Below are 25,855 nucleotides of genomic sequence, written 5' to 3' on the forward strand. Positions count from 1 at the left end.
CTTGGACGGCGTAATCATTTTGTCGCCAGCGGTGGTTTGTTCGGACAGCAGCGTTTCCATAGGTGAAACTCCCACCGCTCGGGATTCCTCCGCGTTCACGCGGAGGAGGATGTCAAACGCCGAACAACTGTCGAAGCGAGCGCATACTACCGCTAGTGAACGAGTTGAACGAGTACGGATACGTGAATAATTAGGCAGATATTTTCTCATATCAAATTGTGACCTCGCTTTTCTTTCGAGAGAGTACTACAGTCGGTGTTTTTATATGACTGTCGAGGCTACTATATGGCTATGAGTGCCAACAGCTACCCCGGTTGGACGGGTTCGTATCGGTACGGGGCGAGTGACCACGCGTGAACATGCCCGGTATGGACTGGGATCCACCGAGCCGGTTTGAGGCGATCTAAATGCGCCGGCACCTCCACGTCGACTGGCGGGCCGGCCTGAGTCTGGTCGGAACGTTGCTTGCCCTGCTCTCGCTCGCGTTCGTCGTCCCGATTATCGTCGCGCTCGTCTACGGCGGCGAGGATCTGTGGGTGTTCGTCACCTCGCTGATCATCACTGCCGGGTTCGGACTCGCACTTCGTAAGTTGGATCCCGAACCCGAACCCGGCGCTCGAGAAGCGTTCTTCGTCGTCGCACTCACCTGGTTACTCGCGGCGGTATTCGGGGCGCTGCCGTACGTGCTGGCGGGCAACGGCACCCTCGCGCACCCGGTCAACGCCCTCTTCGAGAGCATGAGCGGCTTTACGACCACCGGTGCGACCGTCATGGGCGATATCTCCGTCGACACCCACTCTCGAGCAATGCTGATGTGGCGCCAGCTTACCCAGTGGCTCGGCGGGATGGGAATCATCGTCCTCGCGGTGGCGATCCTCTCCCAGATGGCCGTCGGTGGCGCCCAGCTGATGGAAGCCGAAACGCCCGGTCCCGGCGTCTCGAGGCTAACGCCTCACATCGCCGAAACCGCTCGCGTGCTCTGGATCGCCTACATCGCGCTTACGGTCCTGTTTATCGTCCTGCTGTATCTTCTCCACGTCCTCGGATTCGCACCGAATATGGATGTCTACAACGCCATCGCGCACGGACTTACGACCCTACCCACGGGCGGGTTCTCCCCCGAAGCCCGGAGCATCGAGGCGTTCTCGCCAGCCGTCCAGTGGCTCGTCGTCCCGTTCATGTTCGCCGCCGGCGTCAACTTCGTGCTCTGGTGGCACGTCATCTCCGGGGACCCTCGAGAGCTGCTCGGGGACAACGAGTTTCGCCTCTATCTGGGCGCCGTCTCGGTGCTGTCGATCGTCGGGACCGTTGTGCTCTTTTTCTCGGCGCTCTCGACGCCCGAGACTGGTCCGGTCGGCGGTAACCTCGAGCGCTCGGCTCGCTACGCCACCTTCCAGATCGCGTCGCTGGTCAACTCGACGGGGTACGCGAACATGGACTTCGACGCCTGGAGCGGGCCGGCCAAGGGACTCCTGTTGGTGGCCATGCTCATCGGCGGCTCGACCGGGTCGACCGGCGGCGGCATCAAGGTGTTGCGCTGGCTCGTGATCCTCAAGACGCTGCGTCGGGAAGTGTTTACGACGATCCACCCTCGAGCCGTTCGGCCCGTCCGCATGAACGGCCGCGTCCTCGACGAGGATGCGGTCCGGGGCATCTACGCCTTTACGCTGTTGTATCTCGTGCTCTTTTTCGTCGGCGTCGGGCTGCTCGCGCTCGACGCAGCCCGCGTCGGCTTCGAACTCGAGTTACTCGACATCATCAGCGCCTCGATCGCGACCCTCGGAAACATCGGTCCGGGGCTCGGGACGGTGACCGGACCGATGGGCGGCTACGTCGACTTTCCCGCCTCCTCGAAGCTGCTCATGATCGTCTACATGTGGATCGGCCGCCTCGAAATCTTTCCCGTGCTCGTCCTGTTGACGAGAGCCTACTGGCAGGACTAGCCATCTCGCCGAGCGGGACCCGAAACTCGAGGGTGATGAGACATCGACAGACAGGGCCAAGATGCTATCGCCCGAGACGACGACGCTCAAACACCGAAGGTCGCCCGAAGCATGTCACGCGTCCCCGGGCCGAGCCCGACCGCGACGACGGTGATCATCAACAGGATCGCATAGCGTGGACTCTCTTCGAAGACGGTCTCGTCGAAGATCCAGATGACGACGACGGCTGCCGCGAGTTTCACCAGCAAGAACGGCCAGGCGGCACCGGTGACGGCCGCGATGTCCGGCGGGAGCATGGAGCCGGTGACGTTGACGATGGCCTCGTTGACCGGATGTTTGGGAACGAGGTTCTGATCGTGGCCGAAGACGACCGCCCAGTCGAGTCCGATGACGTTCGCGACGCCATCGACCGCGTGGGCCCAGATGACGACGACTCCCATGTACTCGGTGCCGCGATTGATGCCCGGTGCGAACACTTTAATCGCATACCAGGTGATCCCCGTCGCGACCGTCGCGCCGACCAGCGTCGTCAGCAACAGCCACGGGTAGAATGTCGCGTATCCTTCCGTCGCGGTAACGTAGCCGAGATAGCCGACCGTCACCGCGAGCAGACCCGTCCCGATCGCCGCCAGCGGATACTCATACCCCGGGACGGTGTCCCGGCGCTCGAGCCAGACCGAGACGATCACCGCGACGAGAGTCACGAGAAAGACGACGAAGTAGATCAGCGGGCTGATAAGAAAGCCCGACCACGGCAGTTCGATCGCCAGTTCACCGGTATCGCGAAACGCGGCGACGTTGGCGTCCTCGACGACTCGCAGTGCGCCGCCAAAGAGCATGAACGGGAACAGGGCGAAAAAGCCCGCACGATAGCGTTCGATCTGGAGGCGTTGGATCAGGAAGACGATCCCGACCAGAAACAGGATCAGCGTCGGCACGTAGCCAGCGTAGGAGACGAACGTGTAGCCGGGTTCGGCGGTCGGTCCGGCGTCGGCGCCGGCCTCCACACACGGCACCTGCTCGCCGCCGGCCCAGGCGACACAGCTCCAGCCGTGGGCGTCTGCGACCACCGGTCCCCAGTAATACTGCCAGATGAGATCCACGTAGACTCGCTGGGGGAACACCGTTGCAAGGAGTGCAACGCCCGCAGCGAGCGCGACGACGGTCGCGGCCCACAGCTTGACGGGCCCGTACCGTTCGATCGACTCGTACATAGTCGAACAGCATTGGGGCGACTGCTTACCGTTTCCGGTTTCCTACGTAAAGCGAGAATGGCCGCCCGTCTGCAACGACAGTCCCGTCCCCACTCGCGGGGCCCGTCGAATCGGGTCGGCTCGAGGGGCGTTCGATCACCGAAACGAGGGCGGCCGTCGAATCGATCTGTCCGAACACGGTGTCTGCCGAACGCGAGTACCGGAGGTGTTTTGTAGTGGACGGACAGAGTACGGGTAGACGGCACGGTCGGCGACGACCTTTCGGCTCACGTGGTTTCCACGTGCGGCTATTCGTCGACCGACCTACCCCGTCTCACTACCACTCGTGAGCGGCTGCTGCGTCCTCCGACGGATATCGACCGCCGAGTGACGACTGTCGTCGGCCCGGAGTCTATGTGGGCGGATACAGCGACATCGTCTCACCCACGTCGGGCCGTGAGTAGGCGGTGTTCAGGTTAGGATCGAGAGTCGATCGCTCGAGCGGCCTCGAGTACCTCCTCGTGAAGTTCGCCGTTCGAGGCGACGAGTCCCGTGCTATCGTGGCGCCAGCGCTCGCCCTCGAGGTCGGTGACGACACCGCCGGCCTCCCGAATCTGGGCGACGCCGACGACGGTGTCCCAGGGATTCGTTCGGAGATCCGTCACCGCACCCTCGAGTGCGCCCGCCGCGACGAGACCGAGCTCGAGCTGGGCACAGCCGTACCGTCGGATGTCGCCAAAGCGGGTGACGAGTTCCCGCGTGGCCGCGGCGTACTGCTCGCGCTGGTCGTAGTCCCACCAGAACGTCGGACAGACCGTCGCGGCCTCGGGATCGTGACAGTCGCTGACCGAAAGGGGGTCGTCGTTGCGACCGACGCCATCCGGCCCGATGCGGTACCTATCCGATAGCGCCGGACAGACGAACGCACCGGCGACGGGTTCGCCGTCGACGACCGCTGCCACGGCGGTGCCGAACGTCGGGACGCCGTCGACGTAGTTGCTCGTCCCGTCGATCGGATCGACGATCCAGGCCGGACCCGCCTCGGGAACGGCCTTCAGTTCGTCGTCTTCCTCCCCGACGATCGGCTCGTCGGGATAGCTGTCGCGAATCACGTCGACGACGGTCGCCTGCGCGTCGCGATCAGCCTGGGTCACGACGTCCGTCTTCCCGTCCTTTCGCTCGACCTCGAGTTGTGTGCGAAACGAGTCGGCGGCGACGTCCGCGCCGGCGTTCGCAGCCTGTACCGCAGTCGACTCGCGCTCTCGAGGGTCGTATCGGTCGCTCATGGCGGATTCTCGGCGGGCAACGGGAAAAGGATTGGCGGACTTCCACCGGACGCCGTGTACCCGCTCGACTTCCGGCGACGAACCGGCGATCTGCCGTTATCTTTATGTTCAGACAGCTGTCCATTTTGACGTGGTATTCGACCGGCGGCTGCCGACCGGTCTGCAGGCCGCCGCGTTCTGATCGGGCACATGACGAACGAGAACTCACAACGACAGCCGGAAACCGTCGACGCGATAGACGAGCCACACCGTCGCTCGTTTCACGTGCTGTACGTCGACTCGGGCGACGATCCGAAGCGACTCGCCGACGAGTCGCTTCCCTATCCAGTGACGACGGCGGCCTCGTTCGCCGACGCTCGAGACGCGCTCGAGCACCAGCCGGACTGTCTGGTCGTCGCTGGCGACCTCACCGACGAGGTCGGCCGATCGTTTCTCGAGTTCGTTCGCACCGAGTTCGACGCGCTGCCGGTCGTCCACTTTGGCTCGACACGGGACGTGACCGTCCTCGAGCGTCTCGTCGCGATGGACACGTCGGCGATCGTTCGTCGGGACTCAGAGAGCGCGACGCCAACCGCGGCCGAACTCGATCGGCTCCGACAGCGTCTCAACGAGTACTACCAGCAGTCGATCTCCGACGTCCGCGAGACGGTCCTCGAGATCGCTCGCTCGCTGATGGGGGCGGCACCCGACGAGATCGACATCGAAATCGAGTGGGGACTCAAGCTCATCGGTCGGCGCCTCGATGCCGACCGCTGTCTGGTCTGTACCTACGAGGACGGCGTCCTCAAGCGAACGCATTACTGGAGCGAAAACGACATCGACCCACCGACACCCGACCAGGTGCCCGCATCGTCGTTTCCTGGCTTCGACACCGCGATCCGGTCGTACGAACCCTACGCTGTCCCCGCCGACCCGGTAACCGATCTCGATATCGAGATTCCGGACGGCTTCGTCGGGACGCTCCAACGGGCGAGCGACCACCACGACCCGCCCGACGGGACGGATCGTCACCCTTACATCCGCGACTCCCGGATCGAATCCCTGCTCGCGGTGCCGATCGTCGTCGACTGGGAACTCGAGGGCGTCCTCGCGATCGAACAGGAGACGCGACGGCCCTGGCCCCACTCGGTCCAACAGCAGGTGAAGACGCTGGGCGAACTCGTCGGCCACACGCTCGATCGAGAACGCCGTCGCCAAGAGCTCTCCCGGCAAAACGACCGCCTCGAACGGTTCACGTCGGTCGTCAGCCACGATCTGCGCAATCCACTCAACGTCCTCACAGGGTATGCCGAACTCATCGAGGAAACCGGCGACCCGAGCCACGTCGAGGACGTCCTCGCCTCCGCAACGCGTATGGAGACGATGATCGAGGACCTACTGACGCTTGCCCGAAACGGGACCGAACTGGACGAACGCGAGCCGATCGATCTGCAGGAACTCGTCACCGACGCGTGGGCGGGCGTCGATACGACCGGTGGCAAGCTCGAGACGCGATCGCTGCCCACCATCGAAGGCGACTCCGGCCGGCTGCAGCAGGTCTTCGAGAATCTCTTTCGCAATTCGATCGAACACGGAGCGGACGCTCACGGATCGACTCGAGGGAATTCCCAGTCCGACGAATCCGCCAGCCAGGACGAGAACGACGACGGGGTGGTCACGGTTCGCGTCGCCGGCACACCCGACGGCTTCGTCGTCGAAGACGACGGACCGGGGATCCCCCCGGACGACCGCGAGATGGTCTTTCAGGAGGGGTATACGGACAGCGACGGGACCGGCCTCGGCCTCTCGATCGTCGACGCCATCGCCACGGCTCACGGCTGGACGGTCACCGTCGACGAGGGCGACCTTGGCGGAGCGCGATTCCGGTTCGTGACGGACGACTCCGGCGAGTAGCATGCTCACGAACCGCCTCGTCGAAAAAGCAGTCGGGAATCGATCGTCCCGAACGGTCGCTATCGGTCGGCTAACCCACGTACTTACGCTTCTTCATCGACCGGTTCGTCGTTCATCTCCTGATCGGCCGTCGGTTCGTCTTCGGGATCATCAGCCGGCGGTTCGTCTTCGGGATCGTCAGCCGGCGGTTCGTCTTCGACGGCGTCGTCCTCGGCCGGCGCATCCGGGTCGGTGTCGTCCTCGGCCGGGACATCGGCATCCGGCTCCTCCCCGGCCATCTCCTCGTCGACGACGAACGGATCCGCCGGCGCCGGAATCTCGACGCCCTCGTCAGCGGGGACGATCTTGTAGATCTCGCCAGTCTCTGGATCCGGGCGGAAATCCGTGTTCGCAAGTACGTACAGCTCGCCCTCCTCGTCACGTTCGATCGAGTAGACGTAGCGGTTGATCGACTCGTCGTCGGCCCCCTCGAACAGGAGTTCCTCGAGGCCCCATCGCTCGTCGACCTCGACGAGATCGGTGTTGGCGGGCTCATCGTCGTCCGTCTCGCCGTTGTCCTCGAGATCGTCGGTATCGCCATCACCGGGCTCGATCGCCGCGAGCACCTCGCCGTCGGCCTCGGCGACGCCCTGGCTGCTCCAGTTCCCGAAGACGAACGCCCCCTCGAGTTCCGGAATTGCATCGCCGACGTAACGGTGGCCGCCGACGACGACCGAACTGTCGATAAAGGCCGTCGAGATGCGGGTGTGTTGGTACTCCGCGATCGGATCGCGAAGTAACTCACCCTCCCGGAGGTCGCCGGCCCCCTCGCCGACTTCGTCGGGACACTCCGCCGGCGGCTCGAGGGGCGTTTCCGGGCTGAAACAGAACGAGCCTTCCTTGACGTTCCAGCTGTAGTTGCCGCCTGCCTCGACCTCGTAGATCGATTCGACGACGTGCTGGCCGGCATCGGAGACGTACACCTGGCCGTCGTCGTCGATCGACATCCCCCAGGGGTTGCGGAATCCCCAAGCCCAGTACTCGTGGCGGTCCGCCTCGGAGTCGACCAGCGGGTTGTCGTCGGGAATGGCGTACTCGCCGGAGGGCTGGTCCTCGTCGCCGTCCACGTCGATACGGTGGATACCCCCCAGCAAGTTCTCGCGGGTATCCTGGCCGTTGCCGCCCTCGTTCTCGTCGTACCAGTCCTCGACGTGGCCGATGCCGATGTCGTGGACGTTGCCGCCGTCGCCGACAGACGTGTAGAGGTAGCCGTCGGGACCGAACGCCAGCCGACCGCCGTTGTGGTTGTCCTGTGGCTGTGGGATCTCCATGATCGTCCGCTCGGTCTCGGGATCGACGGGCAACTCCTCGCCGACCTGGAACTCCGCGAGCACGTCCGTGTGATCGTAGCCGAGCCCGTCGCGTTCGGGCGCGCTGTAGCGGACGTAAAACAGGCCGTTGTCCTCGAAGTCGGGATGGAACGTGAGCCCGAGCAACCCGCGCTCGTCGTAGCCGCCAAGTTCGCCGATGCCAAGAGGGACGATCTGATCCTGGATATCGAGTACGAGATCCATGTCAGCGGGCGTCTGCGCGTCGGACACGGCGGGCTCCTCGGGTGGCTCTTCCTCGGGATCCTCGACCTGGATCCGGCCAACCATCGTACCGGGATGAACTTCACAGACGTAGCTGTCCATCTCCTCGGTCGCCTCGAACTCGAGCGTCTGTGTCTCGCCGGCCTCCCGTACGATCTCCGTGCGCTCTATGATGTTGTCCGCCGCGTCGAGGATGACCACGTTGTGGGGCTGGCCGTCGCCGTTCTCCCAGGTGAACCGATACGTCTCGCCGGCGGTCAACTCGAGAGTGGGATTCTCCGCGCCGTCGATCGCCTCGGGTTCCATCCCGAACCAGGCCGGGATGACGCCGTTGAAGACGAACTCCTCGGGTTCGGCGTCGTCCGGCGTCTCGTCGGCTGGCGACTCATCGTCGAGGTCGTCCTCGAGTTCGTTGTCGGTCTCGAGGTCGTCTTCGTCGGCATCGGTCGCTTCCGGCTCGTCCTCGTTGTCTCCGTCCAGGTCGTCGACCTGTTCGTGGACGTTCGTCTGGTAGATCTGTCCTGTCTGCGTGGCGATGAAGTGATAGACCTCGTCGCCGACGGTGGCGTACTCGAAGTCCGTCGGCCCGGGGAGATTCGTCGCGATCGGTTGGAGACCGACCGTCTCGCCCTCGGGAAACTCGCCGGCAACGGGGATATCCTCGAGCTCCGCCGGTAACCCGTCGTCCGTCTGGTCGTCCTCCTGTGCGGTACCGATAGTCCCGACGCCTGCGAGCGCTCCCGACGCCGCAAGCGCCTGAAGGACTGTTCGCCTGGCGGGACCGTCTCGAGTGTCGTGGCTGGTGGGTGGCAAAGTCATGTCTCTCCGTGTGAGTTGTGAACAGCAGACAGCAGTAAACTGCGAGAATCGTTCCACGGATAACCCCGCCCTTATTCAGCACCGTCGATCCCGGCCGATCGCTGTTTCGGAATCTAACGAGTGGTTTCAGCGATTGATCCGCCGTTATCGCCCCATCCACCGGCATCTCAACGTTTTTGATCCCGGGGACTAACCACTCTGGCATGAAATACGTCCGCTTTCGCGATCCGGCCGGCTCGATCCGCCGCGGCGAGTACGACGACGGCACCGTCCACTTCGGGAACCAGCGCTACAGCCTCGAGTCCGACGCTATCGATGTCCTCCCACCATCGGAACCCTCGAAGGTCGTCTGCATCGGGCGCAACTACGCCGATCATGCCGACGAGATGGGCTCGGATGTCCCCGATCGCCCGCTGCTCTTTTTGAAGCCGCCCAACGCGCTCGCAAGCCACGGCGACACTGTCACCGCCCCAGCAGGCAAAGACCGCATCGACTACGAGGCCGAACTCGGGGTCGTCATCGGCCGACAGTGTCGCCACGTCCCCGAAGCCGACGCGATGGATGTCGTCGAGGGCTTTACCTGCGTCAACGACATCTCGAACCGCGACGATCAACGCCAGGAACAAAACTGGATCCGCGGGAAGGCATTCGACGGCGCCGCACCGATGGGGCCCGTAGTCGCGACGCCCGAGGAAATCCCCGCAGACGCGTCGGTCCGATCGCGAGTCAACGGCGAGTTGCGACAGGACGGCTCCCGCGAACAACTCATCTTCTCGATCCCCGAACTCATCGCCGAGATCACGACCTACCTGACACTCGAGCCCGGCGACGTCATCGCCACCGGTACCCCCGAAGGCGTCGGCCCGCTCGAAGACGGCGACGAGGTCGAAATCGAAGTCGAGGGTGTCGGCACGCTCGAGCACTCGGTTCGGATTCCATAGACGCCGTTCGTCGACGGCACTGCCACGTCAACGACGACGAAAGCCCCAGCCGCGCTCGAGGGCTGCAACTCGCTGCGCTCCTCGGACGCCGTCCTGCGGTGCTTGCGTCGTTTCCCACCTCGAGCGCGGCTGCCCCTTTCAGTCCCACCCGACGGCGGTCTGATGGGGCTGTCTCCGAGCAGCGGCTTGGGTCTCCTCACTCGACCGTAAACAGATGGCCCTCGGTCGGTACGTCGAACAGTCCCACGCGTGCGCCCGCATCGAGCCAGGCGTGCCCGTAGGAAAACGACGCCAGCGCGTTGACGGGGTCGTCGTTCTCGCGGAAGTGTCGGCCGTCCTCGAGATACGACGACGCCATCTCGTAGCAGTCTTCGGCAGCCTCGGCCATCGGCGTCCCCGCCGGCGGCGCGATCGTCGCCGTCTCGAGTGCCTCTGTGAGTAACTCACCGTAGCGATCGGTCTTCTCCTCGAGATCCGCAGCCATACCGGGTCGACGGTCGGGTCGGCCCTAAAGCCGTCGGGACGGAGCTCGAGGCGCAACCGGTACTCATTCTCGAAGATACATCACCAGTTCGTCGACGACACGCGTTGTGAACGCATCAGTCACTCGTCCTTGCCACGCGACGAGATCTTCGACTCGCGGTGAATGGATTGCCCACGGGGAAACGAACGATTCCCGCGGTACACCGCCCTGTTTCCACACATCGGACTCGAGTGCGATCGAGTGCTCGTACTGAGCGGTCGAAATAGCCACTGCGAGATACTGTTCATCGCCGAATGGATGCTCCTCGTTGTTGACGATCAACCACGGTCGTTGTTTGTCCGTCCCAAGCTTGAACGGATCTCGGCTGCGGACGACATCACCGCGTTCTGGTTGCATATGTTATCTGTCCGACTCTCCATTTCGTTCGCTTGGATGGGGCAACGCCGGTGCAGCCTCGTCCCACTCGTCGGCGTCGATACCGCCATCAGCGTCTTCGAGGCGGCTCGAGGCCGTGTGGAGATCGTACGCCCCGGCAATCCGGTCGTGATCGGCCGTAATCGTCCAGTACTCTCCTTTGTGGCGGACGAGATCGCGATCTTTCAACCGGGAGAGTGACGTTCCAACCGTATTCGGGTTTTCGTCGATAGCCGTCGCGATCTCCCCGCGCGTGAACGCTTTGTCACGTCGACTGTACAGGTAGGTGACGACCTGCTCGGGGACGCTCGGACTCGAGGGCAGGTCACCTGATTCGAACTCGTCGATACTTACCGGCATACAACGTACTTTGCATGCTGACGTAATGAATGTACGGACGTACTCTACGTAATGAGTGGAACATCCGACTGTAGCGTTTTACCGATCCACCCGCATCGACGACCGGAGTGGTGGGCGTCCACTCGAGTCCCTCGAGCGGACGCATCTCGAGTCTGCCACAGACGTGCCACGGTCGCTGCATGGAACGCAACGCGTATAGGCGACGTTTCCCTATACGGGCACATATGAGCGACCAGCCCCACGTCGAGATTTATACCAAGGACGACTGTCCCTACTGCGAGAAAGCGAAAGATCTCTTCGACAGCAAGGAGATCGAGTACGAGACCTACAACGTCACCGGCGACGACGACCTGTTCGAGGAGATGGTCGACCGCGCCGAGGGTCGCAAGACCGCCCCCGAAGTGTTCATCGACGACGAACTCATCGGTGGCTGGGACGACACCAGCGCCCTAAACGAGACGGGCGAACTCGACGAGAAGCTCGGCATTGCGAGCGATGGGACCACCGATGTCGTCGAACACCGGACACTCATCATCGCCGGCACCGGTATCGCCGGACTTACCGCCGCAATCTACGCCGGCCGCGGGGACAACGACCCGCTGGTCATCGAAGGCGACGAACCCGGCGGACAGCTCACCCTGACGACCGACGTGGCCAACTATCCCGGCTTCCCCGAGGGAATCGGCGGTCCCGAGCTCGTCAACAACATGAAAGAACAGGCCCGCCAGTTCGGCGCCGAACTGAAAAACGGCATCATCGACCGCGTCGACGCCGACACCACGCCGTTCCGCGTCGAACTCACCAACGGTGACGTCTACACCGCCGACGCCGTCATCGCCGCCTCCGGAGCCAGCGCCCGGACCCTCGGCATCCCCGGCGAGGACGAACTCATGGGCTATGGCCTCTCGACGTGTGCCACCTGTGACGGCGCCTTCTTCCGCGGCGAAGACATGCTCGTCGTCGGCGGCGGCGACGCCGCGATGGAGGAAGCCTCCTTCCTCACCAAGTTCGCCGACACCGTCTACATCGCCCACCGCCGTGAGGAGTTCCGCGCCGAACAGTACTGGGTCGACCGCGTCCACGAACACGTCGAGGAAGGCAACATCGAGATCATGAAAAACACCGAACTGCTCGAGGTCCACGGCTCCGAAGCGGACGGCGTCGACTACGTCACCCTGGCACACAACGACCAGGGCCACCCCTCCGACCGCCTCGCAGACCCCGAAACCGACCAGTTCGAGTTCGACGTCGGCGCCGTCTTCCTCGCGATCGGCCACACGCCAAACACCGACTACCTCGAGGGCACCGGCGTCACCATGGACGACGAGGGCTACCTCCGAACCCAGGGTGGCGACGGCGGCGGACAAACCGAAACCGACGTCCCCGGCATCTTCGGCGCCGGCGATGTCGTCGACTACCACTACCAGCAGGCCGTGACCGCCGCCGGCATGGGCTCGAAGGCCGCACTCGACGCCGACGAATACCTCGAGGACCTCGAGCGTGCCGAATCGGCGAGCGAGACAGAGGCGGCCGCTGCGGACGACTAATTTATATCTGCACGGTTGAAATCCGGATGCTTGACAGCGTCGCGAAGAACGTCGCGGATAAATTCACTTCGGCTATTGTACCCCAGTTCTTCCCAGGTACCGTCGACATCTGCCAGAAATGTCTCAGTCATACGGATGTTGACCGTCGTCTTCTCTGGCGGTGTGTCTGCCTCGGACATGCGAGTGTGTTGAATTTGTGTAGCAATACTGGTTACACCGCTGGCGACGCTCTCGAGTACGTCGAGTGAACAGCGTTGACGAGTGATAGTATAGTCACGTGGCAACTGACTACGTGGATGTACACCCACGTAACAGCGACACGAACTCGATAGCTGTCGCTCTCCAAACGTAGCGTCCAAAGAAAAAACCGCGAATCGAATGGGGCCGGCGAAAGCCGGTAGTTAGTCAGCCGTTAGTTCTGGCGACGGAGTGCCAGCATTGCGGCGGCGAGCAGTGCGACGACTGCGACGGCGACACCGAAGCCGGGGACGGAGTCGTCCTCGTCAGCGGGTTCGTCGTCGTCAGTTGGTTCGTCGTCGTCAGTCTCGACTGGCTCGTCGTCGTCAGTCTCGGCTGGCTCGTCGTCGTCAGTCTCCTCTGGCTCGTCGTCGTCAGTCTCCTCTGGCTCGTCGTCAGTCTCGACTTCCTCGACGAAGATACCGTCGACCTCGTCGATCGTGCTACCGGATGCACGGAACTCGAGGCGGAGGTCTTCGCCAACTTCGCGGTCGCTCAGGTCGACTTCGTCGGATTCGAAGGCACCGTCGGAGTCGATCTCAGCGTCGGGCGAGTGCAGGAAGCTCTCGTCAGCGCCTGGCTGGTGGCCGACGCGGACGGTGGATTCCGTACCAGGTGCGACGTTGGTCTCACCGGTGATGGTGGTCTCGTCGGCTTCAACCTGGATGTCGCCATCTTCGTTCTCGTGGTCGAACGTCACTTCGCGGTCGACCATGTCGAACTCAGTGCTGATGGACTCGTCGGAGTCAGCGCTGAAGAATGGGAACGCGTCTTCGTCCCAGTCATCTTCAGCGGCTCCGCCCCAAACCTCGTCGTGGGCGCTATTGAATTCGTAGCGCTCCTCGTCGTGGGTTTCGTATTCGATGTTCGCGTTGAAGGAGTCACCGTCCTCGTAGCTGCGGTCGAACGCACCGCTCGAGCTCGTGTCGACGACGATGTACATCTCACCTTCGAGGTGGTCGACAAAGACGATGACCTCGTCCTCGTCAGCGGTCTCGAAGTTGACGTAGTTCGGATCCTGGTTGCCGATCGGATCGTCACCTTCGATTTCGATCGTCACACCTTCGCCCTGAAGCTCGTTGAGGTCGTGGATGGTCTGTGGCTCGAAGCCTTCCGTGAGTGGGTCGTACTCATCGTCTTCGAGTGCGATCATCGCACCGTAGATACCGGAGGCTTCAGCCTGGACGACCAGACGGTCGTCCTCGGCGATGTCGGTGCGCTCGGTCAGCGTCGTTCCGTTGCCGAGGAGTTCTTCAAGATCGTGCTCGTCGGCACTGTCTTCAGGTGCGACGTGCGTGGTAATCTCGCCCAGCTCTGGCTGGGTCAGGTCGACGACTGCATCGTCGAGCTCATCGTTGACATCGACTTCGTCGTCGTCGTCAGCGATGAATGCACCGTCACCACTGGATGCGACTGGGTAGTCGGTGCTCTGGAGCGGTCGTGCGAGCTGATCAAGAGCATCTTCGCCGTCGTTCTCGTTGATCAGGTCTAGGTTGTCGAGATACTCCACGTAAGGGGTTGGGCTCTCGAGATCGTCGTCGTAGAACTGGACATCCGCGAAGTCGTCGTTGTTCGTTTCACCGCCGTAGTGGTCGTTGAGGCTACGAACGTGGTCGTCATCGGAGACGACGGCAAGTTCGTGGCCCGTACCCATCAGACGTGGGTTGATCGTGAGGTCGACCTCGCCGTTGTCGCTGTCGTCCTCGACGTAGAAGACGTCGACGTAGCCGGCGTCTTCGTCACCGAAGTGGACGTATGCGTCGTCGGTGTCTTCGAGGTCGATGTTGAGGCTGAGTGGGTCACCAGCGGACTGGGTGTAGACACTCTGGTCGAAGTCGGCCGTCGCATCGGACTCTGCGACATCGATGTCGTCAGAGTCGGATGCTTCGGTGTCGGTCACGTTGAAATCGAACGTGTAGCTGTCGTCGTCAATGGCGTCGAAGTCGACGGCCTCGTCGACATCGCCGACGTTATAGAGGACGATCTTTTCGTCGGAGTCAGCGTCACCGTCATCTTCGCCCTCGTCGTAGAGGCCAGCGTTGAACTCACCGAAGTGTGCGCCGCCTTCGAGATCAGCGTCGTAGACCTGGTTAGTGTCGTGCAGGTAGTCGACGATGTCGTCGTAGCCGACGTTATCGCCTTCGCCCGAATCATAGTCTTCGTGCCACTCGGCAGTGTCGTTGGCGAGTGCGTCGTGGTCATCGCTCGACTGCACGAAGATCTGGAGGAGGTCCTCATCGTCGAGATCGCCGTCGGCGCTCACGTTAACGGAGTACTGTGCACGCGAGGAGTCGATCTCGAGGTCGGTGTCCGAGTTGTGACCAGCGTCGGTCACTCGGTCGTCGTCGAAGTCAGCGTCGAGGTCCTGGACGCGGACTTCGAAGGAGTTGTCGCTAGTTTCCTCGATGTCGCTCCCTCGGATGAAGATGTCACCCTCGAGGTCGTCAGTGCTGATCTCGAGCATGTTATCTTCTTCGGCGACGAGTTCGTCGCGGAACTCGCTGCCGTCGACGTTACCGTCGTCGTTGAAGCCGTCGGCTTCGCGGACGTCGTAGACTTCACCCTGCTCGATGTTCGGGGAGTGAGCGATCTGGTCCTGTCCCTGCCATGGACGGTCAACGTCGTAGTCAACCTGGTCCTCGGGTGGGAGGTCGTCGCCACCGTTCTCTGGTGGTTCCTCGTCGCCGTCGTCAACGGTCAGAGAGGCAGTACCGTAATCGTTGACGGTGTAATCGTCGTTGTTAGCGTCAACAATAACACCATCATCGATACTAATATCTGCGTTGCCCTCCTCGTGGGTCGTGACCGTCACTGCGCCGATCACGTCCTCTTCACCGTCATCTAGGGTTAAGCTACCTGTTCCGGCAGCGAGAGTGACGGTGTCATCCTCAATTTCAGAGTTGTCAAACGTGTCTTCATCAGATGTTTCCACCTCATAATCGTCGAAGGTGGCGACACTGGTGTCATCAATACTTAGGACAACGTTGTCCCAACCATTGACTTCGTTATCAGCGCCTTCTACTACAACATCGAATGTCTGTTCATCGTCCGAATCCACAGTGACGTCCTGAGGGTCTAGTGAGATGTTAACCTCACCCTCGTCCTGCGCAGCTGCCGGTGCAGCCATTGCAAAGACGGAAACGACCATCAGGGCCGCCATGAATACTGATAGTACTTTTTCGCGTGTCATATTTCGGTAGTTCACTTCTAATTCCGTCGAGGACGGTAATGCGTGCGTACCGACCTCGTCAATTGGCCATTACTGCACATCCATTAAGTACTTTGTGTTAAGAAAAAGTGTTCGAACTGATACTATTAGAGAGAGAGTCTGACTTCGAAGCCAAAAATACGAGTATAAAACGACATAGTATGTCTGCTCCAGCGATATATGTGTTACAGCTGGTCAAACAGCGCCTGGACATCGAGTATCGTCACTTCATCCTCCTGAATGTCAGCGAAATTGAAGTGTTCCGCGTTTTTCTGGACAATATTATTGTCCAAATTATCGAACAACGCTTGGACATCCAAGATGGTAAATTCACCACTACCTCTTACATCTTCATAGAGGCCATCACCATTCAGATCTTGCGGGGGGCTATCTCCAACGATAGCGGGTGGTCCATCGTGGTGATCAATTTTGAGATCTGCACCTGCAAGGTGATTGATTTGGTACGGCGTCGTGTCCTGTATGACATCAACCTCATCGTCAAACACAATCGAACTCGAGCCCTCACTGAGTGCTTCGACCGTTACTTCAGCGAGACGAATCTCGTCACTTCCTTCGTGATCGTTAGCCCCCATCCCTACAGCAAACGCAATTGAATCACTATCGAGAGAACTGTCTAGATCAGGCTGATGGACAAACATCGGATTGTTCGTCAGTTCAACATCCGCAAAGGTGACGACATCGGAATTCGTCAATGATATTTCAAACATATATCCATCGATACCATCGTCAGCACCGACAGCAACAATTTCGAACGTCTGGCGCTCACCGACATCCATCGTGCTTTCGGTCGGTCGGAGTTCCACGTCAATCTCCTGGTCTTCCAGGGGTTCGGTAACGACGACAACTGGTTCGGTCGTACCGGCCTCGAGATCGGTCACTCGAATCGTTTCTTCCCGACCGTCACACACGACGTATAGTTCGTAATCTTGACCCGTCGGGAGGTCAGCGAACGTAAACGCACCAGTCGAATCCGTCGACATCTCAGCAACGACGTCAGTAAACTCGCCATCGTCATCGCGTTGAAGCAACGTCACGGCAGCATCTCCAAGTGCGTTCCCGTCCTGGTCGACGACATCTCCCTCGAGTGTACCCAGTGCCTCGAGCGAAAGCGAGACCGTTTCGTGTTCACCGTTCTCGATTACTACCGACGAAGTCGCTGATTCGTATCCGTCAGCGGCAGCCGTGACTTCGTAGGTTCCTGCAGCAAGTTCCACAGCGTACTCTCCCCCAGTCGATGTTTCGACGGTCTCGATCAGTTCACCGTCCGATTCAATAGTAACAGTTACTCCCGCAATGGCGCCAGTAGAATCAGCATCAGTAACGGTTCCAGTAACAGTGCCACCGTCGTCGGTGCTATCGGATTCGGTGACGATATCCGTTGCATCGATGATTCCATGTCCGTACCGCGAATCAGGGTCTTCCGGCTCTCCATCCGGCTTCCAGGCCGAGTCTTCGAACGCCTGTCGAAGCTCGTAGGGATTTACGTCATCGTCCGCGCTCGATATCGCGAGTGCGGCGACGCCGGAGACGTGTGGTGCGGCCATACTGGTTCCCGATCGGTAATCCAGGCCTGGGCCTTCGTTGTCGGCACTCGCGACGTTTACGCCAGGTGCAGCCACAGTGGGGACGACGTACTCGTCGGGCCAGTCAGCCGGTGCCGCAGTCCCCCAGGTCTCGTCGGTTTGAATTTCCTCACCGGACGATTCGATGTGAACATCATCGAATTCGTTCGTCATTCCAACGGAAACAGTATCGTAGACGTTTGCAGGAGAAGAACTCGTTCCTTCAAAGTCGTTGCCCGCCGACGAGACGAAAAAGATGCCGGCATCTTTCGCGTTTCGAACCTCGTAGATCGAACTTTCTAAGTAGAACCCATCAACACCAACGCTCATCGAAATAACGTCAACGTCGTTTTCGATAGCCCACTGAATACCAGCATATATTTGCGAGAGAGATCCATCTCCATTATCGTCTAGAATCTTCGCGTGCGCGAGATCCGCTTCCGGTGCGACACCGATCTGTGTCCCCGTCGCGTCTCCACCCGTCACTGTTCCGCTGACGTGTGTCCCGTGGCCGTGATTATCGTGTGGTTCCGAATCGACAGGCTCGCCCGATCCATCGAACTCGGCCCAGTTATCCTCGGCGATATCGATGTCAGGGTGGTCGGCGTCGACTCCAGTGTCGAGGACGGCAACCGTCGTCCCTTCGCCTTTCGTATCCGCCATCTCCCACGCTGACGGGGCGTTGATGGTCTCGAGACCGTACGTGACCTCGCTCGTCGAACTCGCAGTCGGCCCGGTTTGGACGGCCGATTCAGTCGAGCCAGTCGGTGCAGTCGTCGTCTCGGCAACCTCGACCTGATAGTTCTGGTGGACCTGACGTACGCCGTCGACTGTTCCGAACGCGGCCATCGGAACGCGATCAGCGTCAACGGTCACCAGCGCAGCGTTCGTGATCCAGAATTGGTTTTGAATCTCGACGGCGTCATCGTGTTCGGCTCGCTCGACCAGTTCAGCCTGTGTCTCGTTCGCGTGTGCCTTGAGCTGTGTGACGGTCTCCTCGCGGTCCGTATTGGTCCGGTCAATCTCGGCTTGTTCGAACTGGATGAGTAGTTCCGTCGTGCCAGTTTCTTCGGTGAGCGACTCCTCGATCTCCACGTCAGAGAGTTCGTTCGATTCGACACTGACAGCAGAAAGGTTCTCGGCGGCTGCGCCACCGGTACCAGCGACTCCGAGTACCAACGTGGTCAACGCAACGACGAGTAGTAGGCGACGGCAATCGCGCAGAAATCGATCCATACGTTATGGTAATAGTGAGAGTCACGCAGTAATATAGTTTTATGGCTCGAGAGATCTCGCTCGAATCGGTCGACAGATGCGTCTCAGGGGTCGATGTGGTTGGCAGCGTCAAAAAATAAGGAGCGTCTAATTCGGCCCCAAAATGGGGGAGTGAAAGGTCAGGAGGGTACCGGACCTTATTCGCTCAGTTGATCGAACAGTGCCTGAACGTCGAGGATGCTCACTTCGTCGTCATCAATGCCCGAGAAGTTGAAGACCTCGGCGTTCTCCTGCACTTCGTCGTTGTCGAGGTTGTCGAACAGCGTCTGAACGTCGAGGATGCTGAAGCTACCATCGCCTCTGACGTCGTTCGCCAGTCCGTCACCGGTGGTGTCGGTCACTGGGTTGTCAGTGACGGCGATGCCAGCGTCTTCGGCGTCGCCGTTGAACGTGATCTGGTAGGTCTCAGACTCGTCGTCGAGGGTCTGGACGTGCCAGTCACCTTCCTGGGTGACGGTCGTGCTGAGCGTCACCGTCTCGCTCTCACCGGCTTCGAGCTCGAGTTCTTCGCTGTCGGCAACGTCGCCAGCGAAGACGAACTCGACGTCCTGCGTGTCAGGTTCGTCGCCGTCGTTTTCGACGGTCACGTCGATCTCGACCTGCTCGAAGAAGCCAGCCTCGATATCCTCAGCTGGGTCGACTTCGGTGATTGCGAAGTTGGATTCAGCCTGCTCTTCGACGGTCAGCGTCGCGCTCATCTCTTCACCCATTTCGGGGGTGACAGTGAGCGTGTAGTCGCCCTCGAGTGCACCGGTTTCGATGCCCTCGAACGTGACGTCTTCTTGCTCACCGGCGTCGATCTCGACTTCTTCGGTGAGTTCGATCTCAGTGCCTTCGATGGTGAGCGTAACCTCCTGCTCGTCATCGTCAGCACCGGTGTTTGCGACGGAAGCCGTCACGTCGACGGTTTCGCCCTGCGTCGCGGTCACGTCGTCGAGTTCAACGACATCGAAGCCTTCTGGTGCTTCGATGCCGGTGATCACGACGTCAGCGTTCGTGGTACCGCCGCTGAGGTCGTCGACATCGGTGTAACCCGTTTCGCCGTCGAATTCAGCGATGACGCGGTAGTCGTTGCCGGTCTCGACTTCAGTGAAGGTGAACGAACCTTCAGGACCAGTTTCGACTTCCTGGAGTCGGTCTTCCTCGTCGTAGCCAATGTCTCGGTCGTAGAGTTCGACCGTTGCACGGTCGATACCACCGAAGTTGTCACCGCTTTCGTCGACAACGTCGCCAGTGATCTCACCGGCTCCGAAGACTTCGATCTGGGCTTCTTCTTCGTCTTCAGTTGCGAAGTTCTCGCCCTCTGCAGTTTCTTCTTCGAGTGCGGCGCTGATGTTCAGTTCACCTGGGTCACCCTCTTGCTGTACAACAGCTTCGAAGGTGGTCGTTGCGACACCGTCGTCGTTAGTCGTCACGGTGGTGTCGGCCAGGGTACCAAGCTCGTCGACGTTCGTGCCCATATCGACGCGATCGAGCACGAGGTCAACGCCTGTAGCGTCGTCGAAGGCATCCTCGTCTTCACCGGCAAGTCGCTGCTGGGCGGTGACTTGGACTTCGGTTTCGCCTTCGAATGGGATTTCAGTGTACTTCTCTTCGTCAGCAACCGTCACGTCGAGGTCGTAGATGACCTCACGGTCGGGTTCGAATTCCTGAACGCTCAGGTCAGTGTTGAGCTGACCGGTCTGGGCGTTTGCATGGACATCAACCGTGTCGTAGCCGGCGAAGTTAGCGAAGCCGTAGTCGGTCTCCGCGTCACCGGTGTCGCCACCGGGGCCAGCGATTACGACGTACTCCTCGGACTCGGTCACGTCAACCGGGAGGTTGAGGAGTTCGAAGTCGCCCTGATCGTTCGTGTAGTCGGTCGGAATTGCGCGGTCGTCATCGTACTGCTCGTCAATTGCATTGAAGCGAAGGTCCTGCTGGTCGGTGAACACGTCCTCGGTGTTCGTCTGGATGTCCTGGGAGGCAGACGGATCTTCGTCAACCGTCATGTTCTTCCAGGCAGTAACGCTCTCGTCAGAGGTCGTGTTGGTCAGTTCGACCTTCTGCTGGACCTGGTACTCGCCGTCAGCAAGGAAGTGGAGCTGGAAGTCGCCGTCTTCATCTGCGCCGTCGTCGTGGACTTCGAGGCTCCGGTCGGTCTCGTTCTGGACGAGTTCGAGGTCGCTATCCGCGTCAGTCGTGGTCAGGTAGTCCGAACGTGGGTCCTGAACGATGACTTCACCGGTTTCGTCGTAGGTGACGACACGGACCTGGTTGCCTTCCGTGAGGTCAACGTCGCCCGTACCGGTTTCGTCGCCTGCGATGGCGTCAGGAGCTGGCGAGATGGCGAGCTCTTCTGGGTGCGCATCGTAATCCTCGATACCTTCGAGGGTCAGGTCGTCCTGATCGAGTTCTTCGAATTCCGTGCCGTCAGTGGTGACGGTCACGGTGCTGTCGTCAACAACATCCTGCTGAACTGCGTGCACCGGGATACCGGATTCCGCGTAGATGTTGGACTGGGTGTCCTCAACGCCCACGAGGATGTCCTCGTTGATCACGTCGACTTCACCGGAAAGCGTTCCGGTGTCACCGACATCTGGGACGAAGGTGATCGTCACTTCGTCGTTGGCTTCGGAGACGTTCGAACTCGCGTTGAAGTGGAGATCGACGTCAACGTTGCCGTCGAGGTCGTCGTAGTCGACACCAGTCAGACTGACATCAACGGTAGACAGACCGTTTTCGTCGGTGTCAAGGTTGGTATCGGGGTCAAGATCGACGTTGGCGTCAGCGAGATCGGCGCCGTCCTCGGTGCCGTCAACGTCAGCAACCGTGCTTTCGACTTCGCCTGTCTGCAGGGCGTACGGTTCGAGGACATCGTTGTCCTCACCGAACTCCTTGCTCTCGACGAAGACATCGAGGTCGACCGTCTCGTCTGCGTCAACAGTTTCCGACTCGAGTCGGTCAGTCTCGACCGGGTAGTCTTCTGCATCTTCGACGGTGTCACGCTCGCCGTCGTCGAGGACCGTCAGTCGGTCAGCGTCCTCGATGCGCTCGAGGCGGAAGTTCAGGTCGTCGTTCTGGTCAACGTTGACCGTCTCGGTCACACCGTCGAACGAGCGGAACTCCTCTTCGGGGTCGTTGACGGAGAACTCGTACTGCGAGCCATCTGCGTCAAGAACTGCGAGTTCGATGTTGTAGGTGTCAGGTTCGCCTGGCGAGAAGCCAGCACTGTCGACGTACTCGTTCTCGTCGAGTTCGTGGAAGTCAGCCAGCGCTTGGCTGTTAACGAACTCTTCGCCGGTGTCAACTTCAGTAATTGTGACTTGAAGACTCTCTGCAGTCTCTGAGTCAATAGCGGTCCGTTCGCGGTCAGTGATTTCACCAGTGATCAGTGCGTTATCACCTTCAGCGGATCGGACAAAGAGGTCTGCAGTTGTTTCTTCGTCGGTTCGTTGCTCTTGGAAGCTAAGACTGTAGTCTCCTTCTTGGGTAGCCTCGGCATCGAAGACAACCTGACCGGCTTCGTCACTCTCGGCAGGACCTTCACCATCTGATTCAACAGTGAGTTCCTCGGGATCGTCGCCAGTGTACTCAACAGTGACACCTTCGACCGGATTGTTTTCATCGTCGGTCAGCGTCACGGTGTACGAAGTACCTTCTTCAATCTCGACGGTGTCATCCACAGGGTCAACGTCAATATCTACTGTGGTAGTCGTGAGACCAAGGTCATCACTGCCAGTTGTCACGTCAACGTCGTCATCATCGTGTACGGTAACACCAACAGTTTCGGTGGCTTCCACATTGTCACCAGGGTTAAGGACGTTTTGAATGGATACCGAAATCTCGGAATCAGTACCCAATTCCCCTGCTACATCGGTGTTGTCAACGTCGATTATGCCCTGGTTATCGCCGTTCAGAGTCACGTCAGATAGATCGACGGCCTCACCGTCAACTTCGACAGTGACATCCTCTGTGTTCTCTACACCGTTCAGAGTGTCACCAGAGTTGGCGAAATTACTATAATCGAGTTCGATTTCGTTGAGGTTATTGCTGTCAAAGCCAGCACTATCTACTTCTACACTAAATTCGTGTGTCGATTCCTCGCCGATGGTTGATGGGGTTGCATCGATACCATCTCCATCAACATCTTCAACTGCCGCCGCACCGCCCACAAACGCAGTGGACATCGCGACGACAGACAGTACCATGATCGCTGCCAGGAACACTGCACGTCCCTTTGCACGATATGATGTTGTATCGTCTCTTGTCATGTGTTATTGATTATGTCGTGTTTCGCAGTCGCATCGCGTTCCTTTCGCCGGACGGCCACGCTTGCGTTCGATCGGTAACGAGATGTTAACACCGTGTGGCTCACGATACCCGATCATACTTGCTTGCCTGACCATGGGTAGGGGTACGGCACGTATGTTCATAGGCGTGTCTTATATAGTTTGTTGTCCTTCTCGTTCACTCATATGACGAGTGTCACACACATACTCTCCGGTAGCTATGCCTTACTAACGCCCGAACAGCGCCATACTGTCGGCCAGTTCTTGCCTGGAGCCACTTTTAAAATCACTCGAGTTCGACGCGACGTATATCAGTAATACGGTAGTAGAACCGCCGGCTGGGCATCACCGACGCACGATCAGTCGTTTCTGACGGGTTCGGAGAACGTATATCTAACAATACGTTCTCGGAACAGAACCAGATTGTCCATCGGCGGATGGCTGTCCCGTCAGTACCGGCATACCCCCGGAACCGGTCGCTGTTGCTCCGAGACGACACGATAGAGGCCACTCGAGTCGCACTACTGGACCGGCTCGCCCGACTGCCACGCCTCGTAGACCTGCTGGACGAGTGTGGCATCGATATCACCGGCCTCGTAATCCAGGTACGCGCGTTGCATCTGAAACGTCGTCACCGTTCCAGTCGCGGGATCCGCGTAGTCGGCGACCGAGGGCTGGAACACCTCGCCGGCAGCGTCCACCACCGACGTCGGACAGCCGTCGGGAACGACGTTCTCGGGATCGGTGCCGTTCCCGCCCTCGAACACGACCGACCCGCCGTGGCGGGTATCCCAACCGCCGTGGAAGCCGGTATCGATCTCCGTCTCGGAGACGATGATCTCGCTCTCGGCCTCGTCCGCACCCGCGACGAACGAATAGTGGTGCCCGTTCATATCGAACTCCGAATCGCGAACGTAAACCGGCCCCGCCGGCCACGCCCACAGGCCCCGGCCCTGTCGATACTGCCTGTCGTCGGTCACCGATGCGACGCAGTTCTCGAGGGTCCCATCCGCGACGCGATACTGGGACACCCAGGAGTTTGCCGCATAACAGTCCCGAAGCGTCACCATCCCGCCACAGCCACACGTGCTCCCCGGCGGCGAACAGTAGAAGGCGTTGTCGCTCATCTCCTGGATGTTCACGCGCTCGATCTCGAGGTGCCCGTCGTGATCGGGGTCGACCCACAGCCCCGTTGCTCCCTTTTCTTCGTACACCGACCCATCGCCGAGCCACACGTTTTCGATACGGGATGTCCCACCATCGGTATCGGCGACGCCCAGGACCGTCCGATCACCCATGTCGACCTGTCCCCACACCGCGATGTTTCGAATCGTCCAGTCCGTTCCCGTCGCAACGATCGTCACCCCCGCGCCCGAGGCGGTGACGTCGTAAACGACGTTCTCGAGCGTCTCGCCGTCCTCGACCTCGATAACGTCACGCTGTCCCTCCGAGACGGTCACCGTCTCGTAGTCGGTCGCCGACGCCGTGCCGACCAGTGCCGTACCGACGACTGCCCCACCGGCCATTCGCAGTACGGATCTGCGGCCGCGTTGCCCGGTTGCCATACCCCCCACGAATCACGACTGATCTATAAGATTCTGTGACTAGCATCAGTACGTGCGAATTAAACTCACGATAGTTATCAGGTTCGAACGCGAGGTGATCGACTCGCGGGACCAGACACTGGCCGAGTGGATCACTGTCGAACGACGCAGGAAACAGCGGTGTGAGGAGAAGAACGGGGAGGACGAGACTGCAGTGGCAACGACAGATCGCCAACCCCTCCAGAAACGGGCGGGATCCGGATCGTTGTAACCGTCTTGGTCCGATCCTCGAATTCGTCGGGCGGCTTCGAGACCGCGCTGAAGCCTAGAATTCCGCAAACAGAGAGGCCCTGTCCGAAGCGGCAAATCGATAGTTGTCACGGTCGGCAAGCACATCGAGGATTGCTGTGAGTTCTTCCTCGCTCGTGATCGCGTCGACTCGAATCGCTGCCGTGAGAAAGAGCGCGAGATCCCAAATTGGCACGTCGCGTTGCGATCCAACCGTGCCGACGTGAGCATCGTCGGTTACGAGTCGACGGTCACGTTTGGCTGCTATCGCGAGACACTGGCATCGGTCGTCGACAGCGCATGATCACGGATCTCGTTTGCCAACTCGAGTTTGGATGCTGTCGGAGAAAGGATGTGCAACCAGCCATCGTTGTAGGCTTTGACTGCATCGATTCGAGAGACAAAGTCGTAGCCGGCAGCGTCGGCACGATCGAGTTCGGTGACGACTGCTGTCGGTGTTCCAACTCTGTCGAAAACCGCTGGTAACAACGAAAGTCGATCGATTTTCGCTACTGCACTCAAAACGTTGTTGTCGACGATCGTCATCGGCGTAATAGCTACCCACGAAACCCGTCCAACGCGGTCTCCCGGTCGTCGTGCTCGAGGAACCCTGCGTCACGATGAATTCCCCGATCAGATAGTTCGCCCTTGAAATCCTCAGCTGACATCCCTGCCAGTTCGGCAGCTCGGTTCAGACTGACGTCTCCCACACGGTACTTTTCGACTGCAAGGGACGTCCGAAGTTCTGGACGGCGACGTAACAGTTCGCGAACGGCATCCTCGAGGACGTCCGTCGCGTCGTCGTATCCGCCGACAGCCGCGATCGTATCGACATCGTCCGCCAGGTTAGTCAGTAGTCGACAGTACGGCCGAGTCACAGTTGACATCCTCCTCCGCGTGTAAACGCGGAGGAATCCCGAGCGGTGGGAGTTTCACCTATGGAAACGCTGCTGTCCGAACAAACCACCGCTGGCGACAAAATGATTACGCCGTCCAAG

The 25,855-nt window shown here is 60.2% G+C and carries 18 protein-coding genes and 2 pseudogenes; 5 read left to right on the forward strand and 15 right to left on the reverse strand.

The annotated features are described in order from the left end of the window. Positions 1-407: 407 nt before the first annotated feature. Positions 408-1,943, forward strand: coding sequence for a TrkH family potassium uptake protein (locus D8Y22_RS06440; protein ID WP_141463893.1), 1,536 nt, complete (start codon positions 408-410; stop codon positions 1,941-1,943). An 86-nt stretch (positions 1,944-2,029) separates the two neighbouring features. On the opposite strand, the gene D8Y22_RS06445 is transcribed toward D8Y22_RS06440, so the two are convergent. After that, on the reverse strand, positions 2,030-3,157 hold the full coding sequence (locus D8Y22_RS06445) for a DUF63 family protein (RefSeq protein WP_141463894.1): 1,128 nt from the start codon (positions 3,155-3,157) through the stop codon (positions 2,030-2,032). Between the two features lie 455 nt (positions 3,158-3,612). Beyond that, positions 3,613-4,422 carry an inositol monophosphatase family protein gene (locus tag D8Y22_RS06450; RefSeq protein ID WP_141463895.1) on the reverse strand — a complete coding sequence of 270 codons (810 nt, stop codon included), beginning with the start codon at positions 4,420-4,422 and terminating at the stop codon, positions 3,613-3,615. A 189-nt stretch (positions 4,423-4,611) separates the two neighbouring features. Between D8Y22_RS06450 and D8Y22_RS06455 the strand changes: the two genes are divergently transcribed. After that, positions 4,612-6,315, forward strand: a complete 1,704-nt coding sequence (locus D8Y22_RS06455; protein WP_141463896.1) for a receiver/sensor box histidine kinase — start codon at positions 4,612-4,614, stop codon at positions 6,313-6,315. A gap of 83 nt (positions 6,316-6,398) precedes the next feature. Here D8Y22_RS06455 and D8Y22_RS06460 read toward each other — a convergent pair whose 3' ends face one another. After that, the gene (locus tag D8Y22_RS06460; protein WP_141463897.1) at positions 6,399-8,705 is read right to left on the reverse strand and encodes a PQQ-dependent sugar dehydrogenase; all 2,307 of its coding nucleotides are present in this window, start codon (positions 8,703-8,705) and stop codon (positions 6,399-6,401) included. A 203-nt stretch (positions 8,706-8,908) separates the two neighbouring features. On the opposite strand from D8Y22_RS06460, the gene D8Y22_RS06465 reads away from it, so the two are divergent. Then, the gene (locus D8Y22_RS06465) at positions 8,909-9,646 is read left to right on the forward strand and encodes a fumarylacetoacetate hydrolase family protein (protein WP_141463898.1); all 738 of its coding nucleotides are present in this window, start codon (positions 8,909-8,911) and stop codon (positions 9,644-9,646) included. 196 nt (positions 9,647-9,842) lie between these two features. On the opposite strand, the gene D8Y22_RS06470 is transcribed toward D8Y22_RS06465, so the two are convergent. The 3 genes from D8Y22_RS06470 to D8Y22_RS06480 all read right to left on the reverse strand — a co-directional run bounded on the left by D8Y22_RS06470 (position 9,843) and on the right by D8Y22_RS06480 (position 10,904). After that, on the reverse strand, positions 9,843-10,130 hold the full coding sequence (locus D8Y22_RS06470; protein ID WP_141463899.1) for a DUF357 domain-containing protein: 288 nt from the start codon (positions 10,128-10,130) through the stop codon (positions 9,843-9,845). Between the two features lie 63 nt (positions 10,131-10,193). Next, a complete protein-coding gene (locus tag D8Y22_RS06475; protein ID WP_141463900.1) occupies positions 10,194-10,526 on the reverse strand; it encodes a hypothetical protein in 333 nt (110 codons plus the stop codon). Between the two features lie 3 nt (positions 10,527-10,529). Continuing rightward, positions 10,530-10,904 (reverse strand): hypothetical protein, encoded by a 375-nt coding sequence (locus D8Y22_RS06480; protein ID WP_141463901.1) that lies wholly within the window; start codon positions 10,902-10,904, stop codon positions 10,530-10,532. 224 nt (positions 10,905-11,128) lie between these two features. Here D8Y22_RS06480 and D8Y22_RS06485 point away from each other — a divergent pair, with 224 nt between their 5' ends. Beyond that, positions 11,129-12,451, forward strand: a complete 1,323-nt coding sequence (locus tag D8Y22_RS06485) for an FAD-dependent oxidoreductase (protein WP_141463902.1) — start codon at positions 11,129-11,131, stop codon at positions 12,449-12,451. A 2-nt stretch (positions 12,452-12,453) separates the two neighbouring features. Here the strand turns inward: D8Y22_RS06485 and D8Y22_RS06490 are convergent. The 6 genes and pseudogenes from D8Y22_RS06490 to D8Y22_RS06510 form a co-directional block, all read right to left on the reverse strand. Next, a pseudogene (locus tag D8Y22_RS06490) lies at positions 12,454-12,630 on the reverse strand (ribbon-helix-helix domain-containing protein); the annotation flags it as partial. A gap of 233 nt (positions 12,631-12,863) precedes the next feature. Then, positions 12,864-15,512, reverse strand: a complete 2,649-nt coding sequence (locus D8Y22_RS06495) for a BGTF surface domain-containing protein (protein ID WP_141463903.1) — start codon at positions 15,510-15,512, stop codon at positions 12,864-12,866. A 569-nt stretch (positions 15,513-16,081) separates the two neighbouring features. Further along, on the reverse strand, positions 16,082-18,715 hold the full coding sequence (locus D8Y22_RS06500) for a S8 family serine peptidase (RefSeq protein ID WP_141463904.1): 2,634 nt from the start codon (positions 18,713-18,715) through the stop codon (positions 16,082-16,084). 176 nt (positions 18,716-18,891) lie between these two features. After that, the gene (locus D8Y22_RS06505; protein WP_246084367.1) at positions 18,892-22,419 is read right to left on the reverse strand and encodes a COG1470 family protein; all 3,528 of its coding nucleotides are present in this window, start codon (positions 22,417-22,419) and stop codon (positions 18,892-18,894) included. A 477-nt stretch (positions 22,420-22,896) separates the two neighbouring features. Further along, positions 22,897-23,007, reverse strand: a pseudogene (locus tag D8Y22_RS23315) (surface glycoprotein); the annotation flags it as partial. Positions 23,008-23,546: 539 nt separating this feature from the next. Next, positions 23,547-24,590: a hypothetical protein gene (locus D8Y22_RS06510; RefSeq protein ID WP_141463906.1), complete on the reverse strand. Its 1,044-nt coding sequence runs from the start codon at positions 24,588-24,590 to the stop codon at positions 23,547-23,549. Positions 24,591-24,642: 52 nt separating this feature from the next. Between D8Y22_RS06510 and D8Y22_RS06515 the strand changes: the two genes are divergently transcribed. Further along, positions 24,643-24,840 (forward strand): hypothetical protein, encoded by a 198-nt coding sequence (locus tag D8Y22_RS06515; protein ID WP_141463907.1) that lies wholly within the window; start codon positions 24,643-24,645, stop codon positions 24,838-24,840. Between the two features lie 54 nt (positions 24,841-24,894). Here the strand turns inward: D8Y22_RS06515 and D8Y22_RS22265 are convergent, their stop codons facing one another. The 3 genes from D8Y22_RS22265 to D8Y22_RS06525 all read right to left on the reverse strand — a co-directional run bounded on the left by D8Y22_RS22265 (position 24,895) and on the right by D8Y22_RS06525 (position 25,735). Next, entirely contained in the window at positions 24,895-25,053 is a 159-nt protein-coding gene (locus D8Y22_RS22265; RefSeq protein WP_174811788.1) for a hypothetical protein, read from the reverse strand. 68 nt (positions 25,054-25,121) lie between these two features. Beyond that, a complete protein-coding gene (locus tag D8Y22_RS06520) occupies positions 25,122-25,403 on the reverse strand; it encodes a hypothetical protein (RefSeq protein ID WP_141463908.1) in 282 nt (93 codons plus the stop codon). 11 nt (positions 25,404-25,414) lie between these two features. Further along, complete coding sequence (locus tag D8Y22_RS06525) at positions 25,415-25,735, reverse strand: UPF0175 family protein (RefSeq protein ID WP_246084368.1); 321 nt, start codon at positions 25,733-25,735, stop codon at positions 25,415-25,417. Between the last annotated feature and the right edge of the window lie 120 nt (positions 25,736-25,855).

It is taken from the genome of Salinadaptatus halalkaliphilus, from assembly GCF_006543045.1.
GTDB classification, from domain to species: Archaea; Halobacteriota; Halobacteria; order Halobacteriales; family Natrialbaceae; genus Salinadaptatus; species Salinadaptatus halalkaliphilus.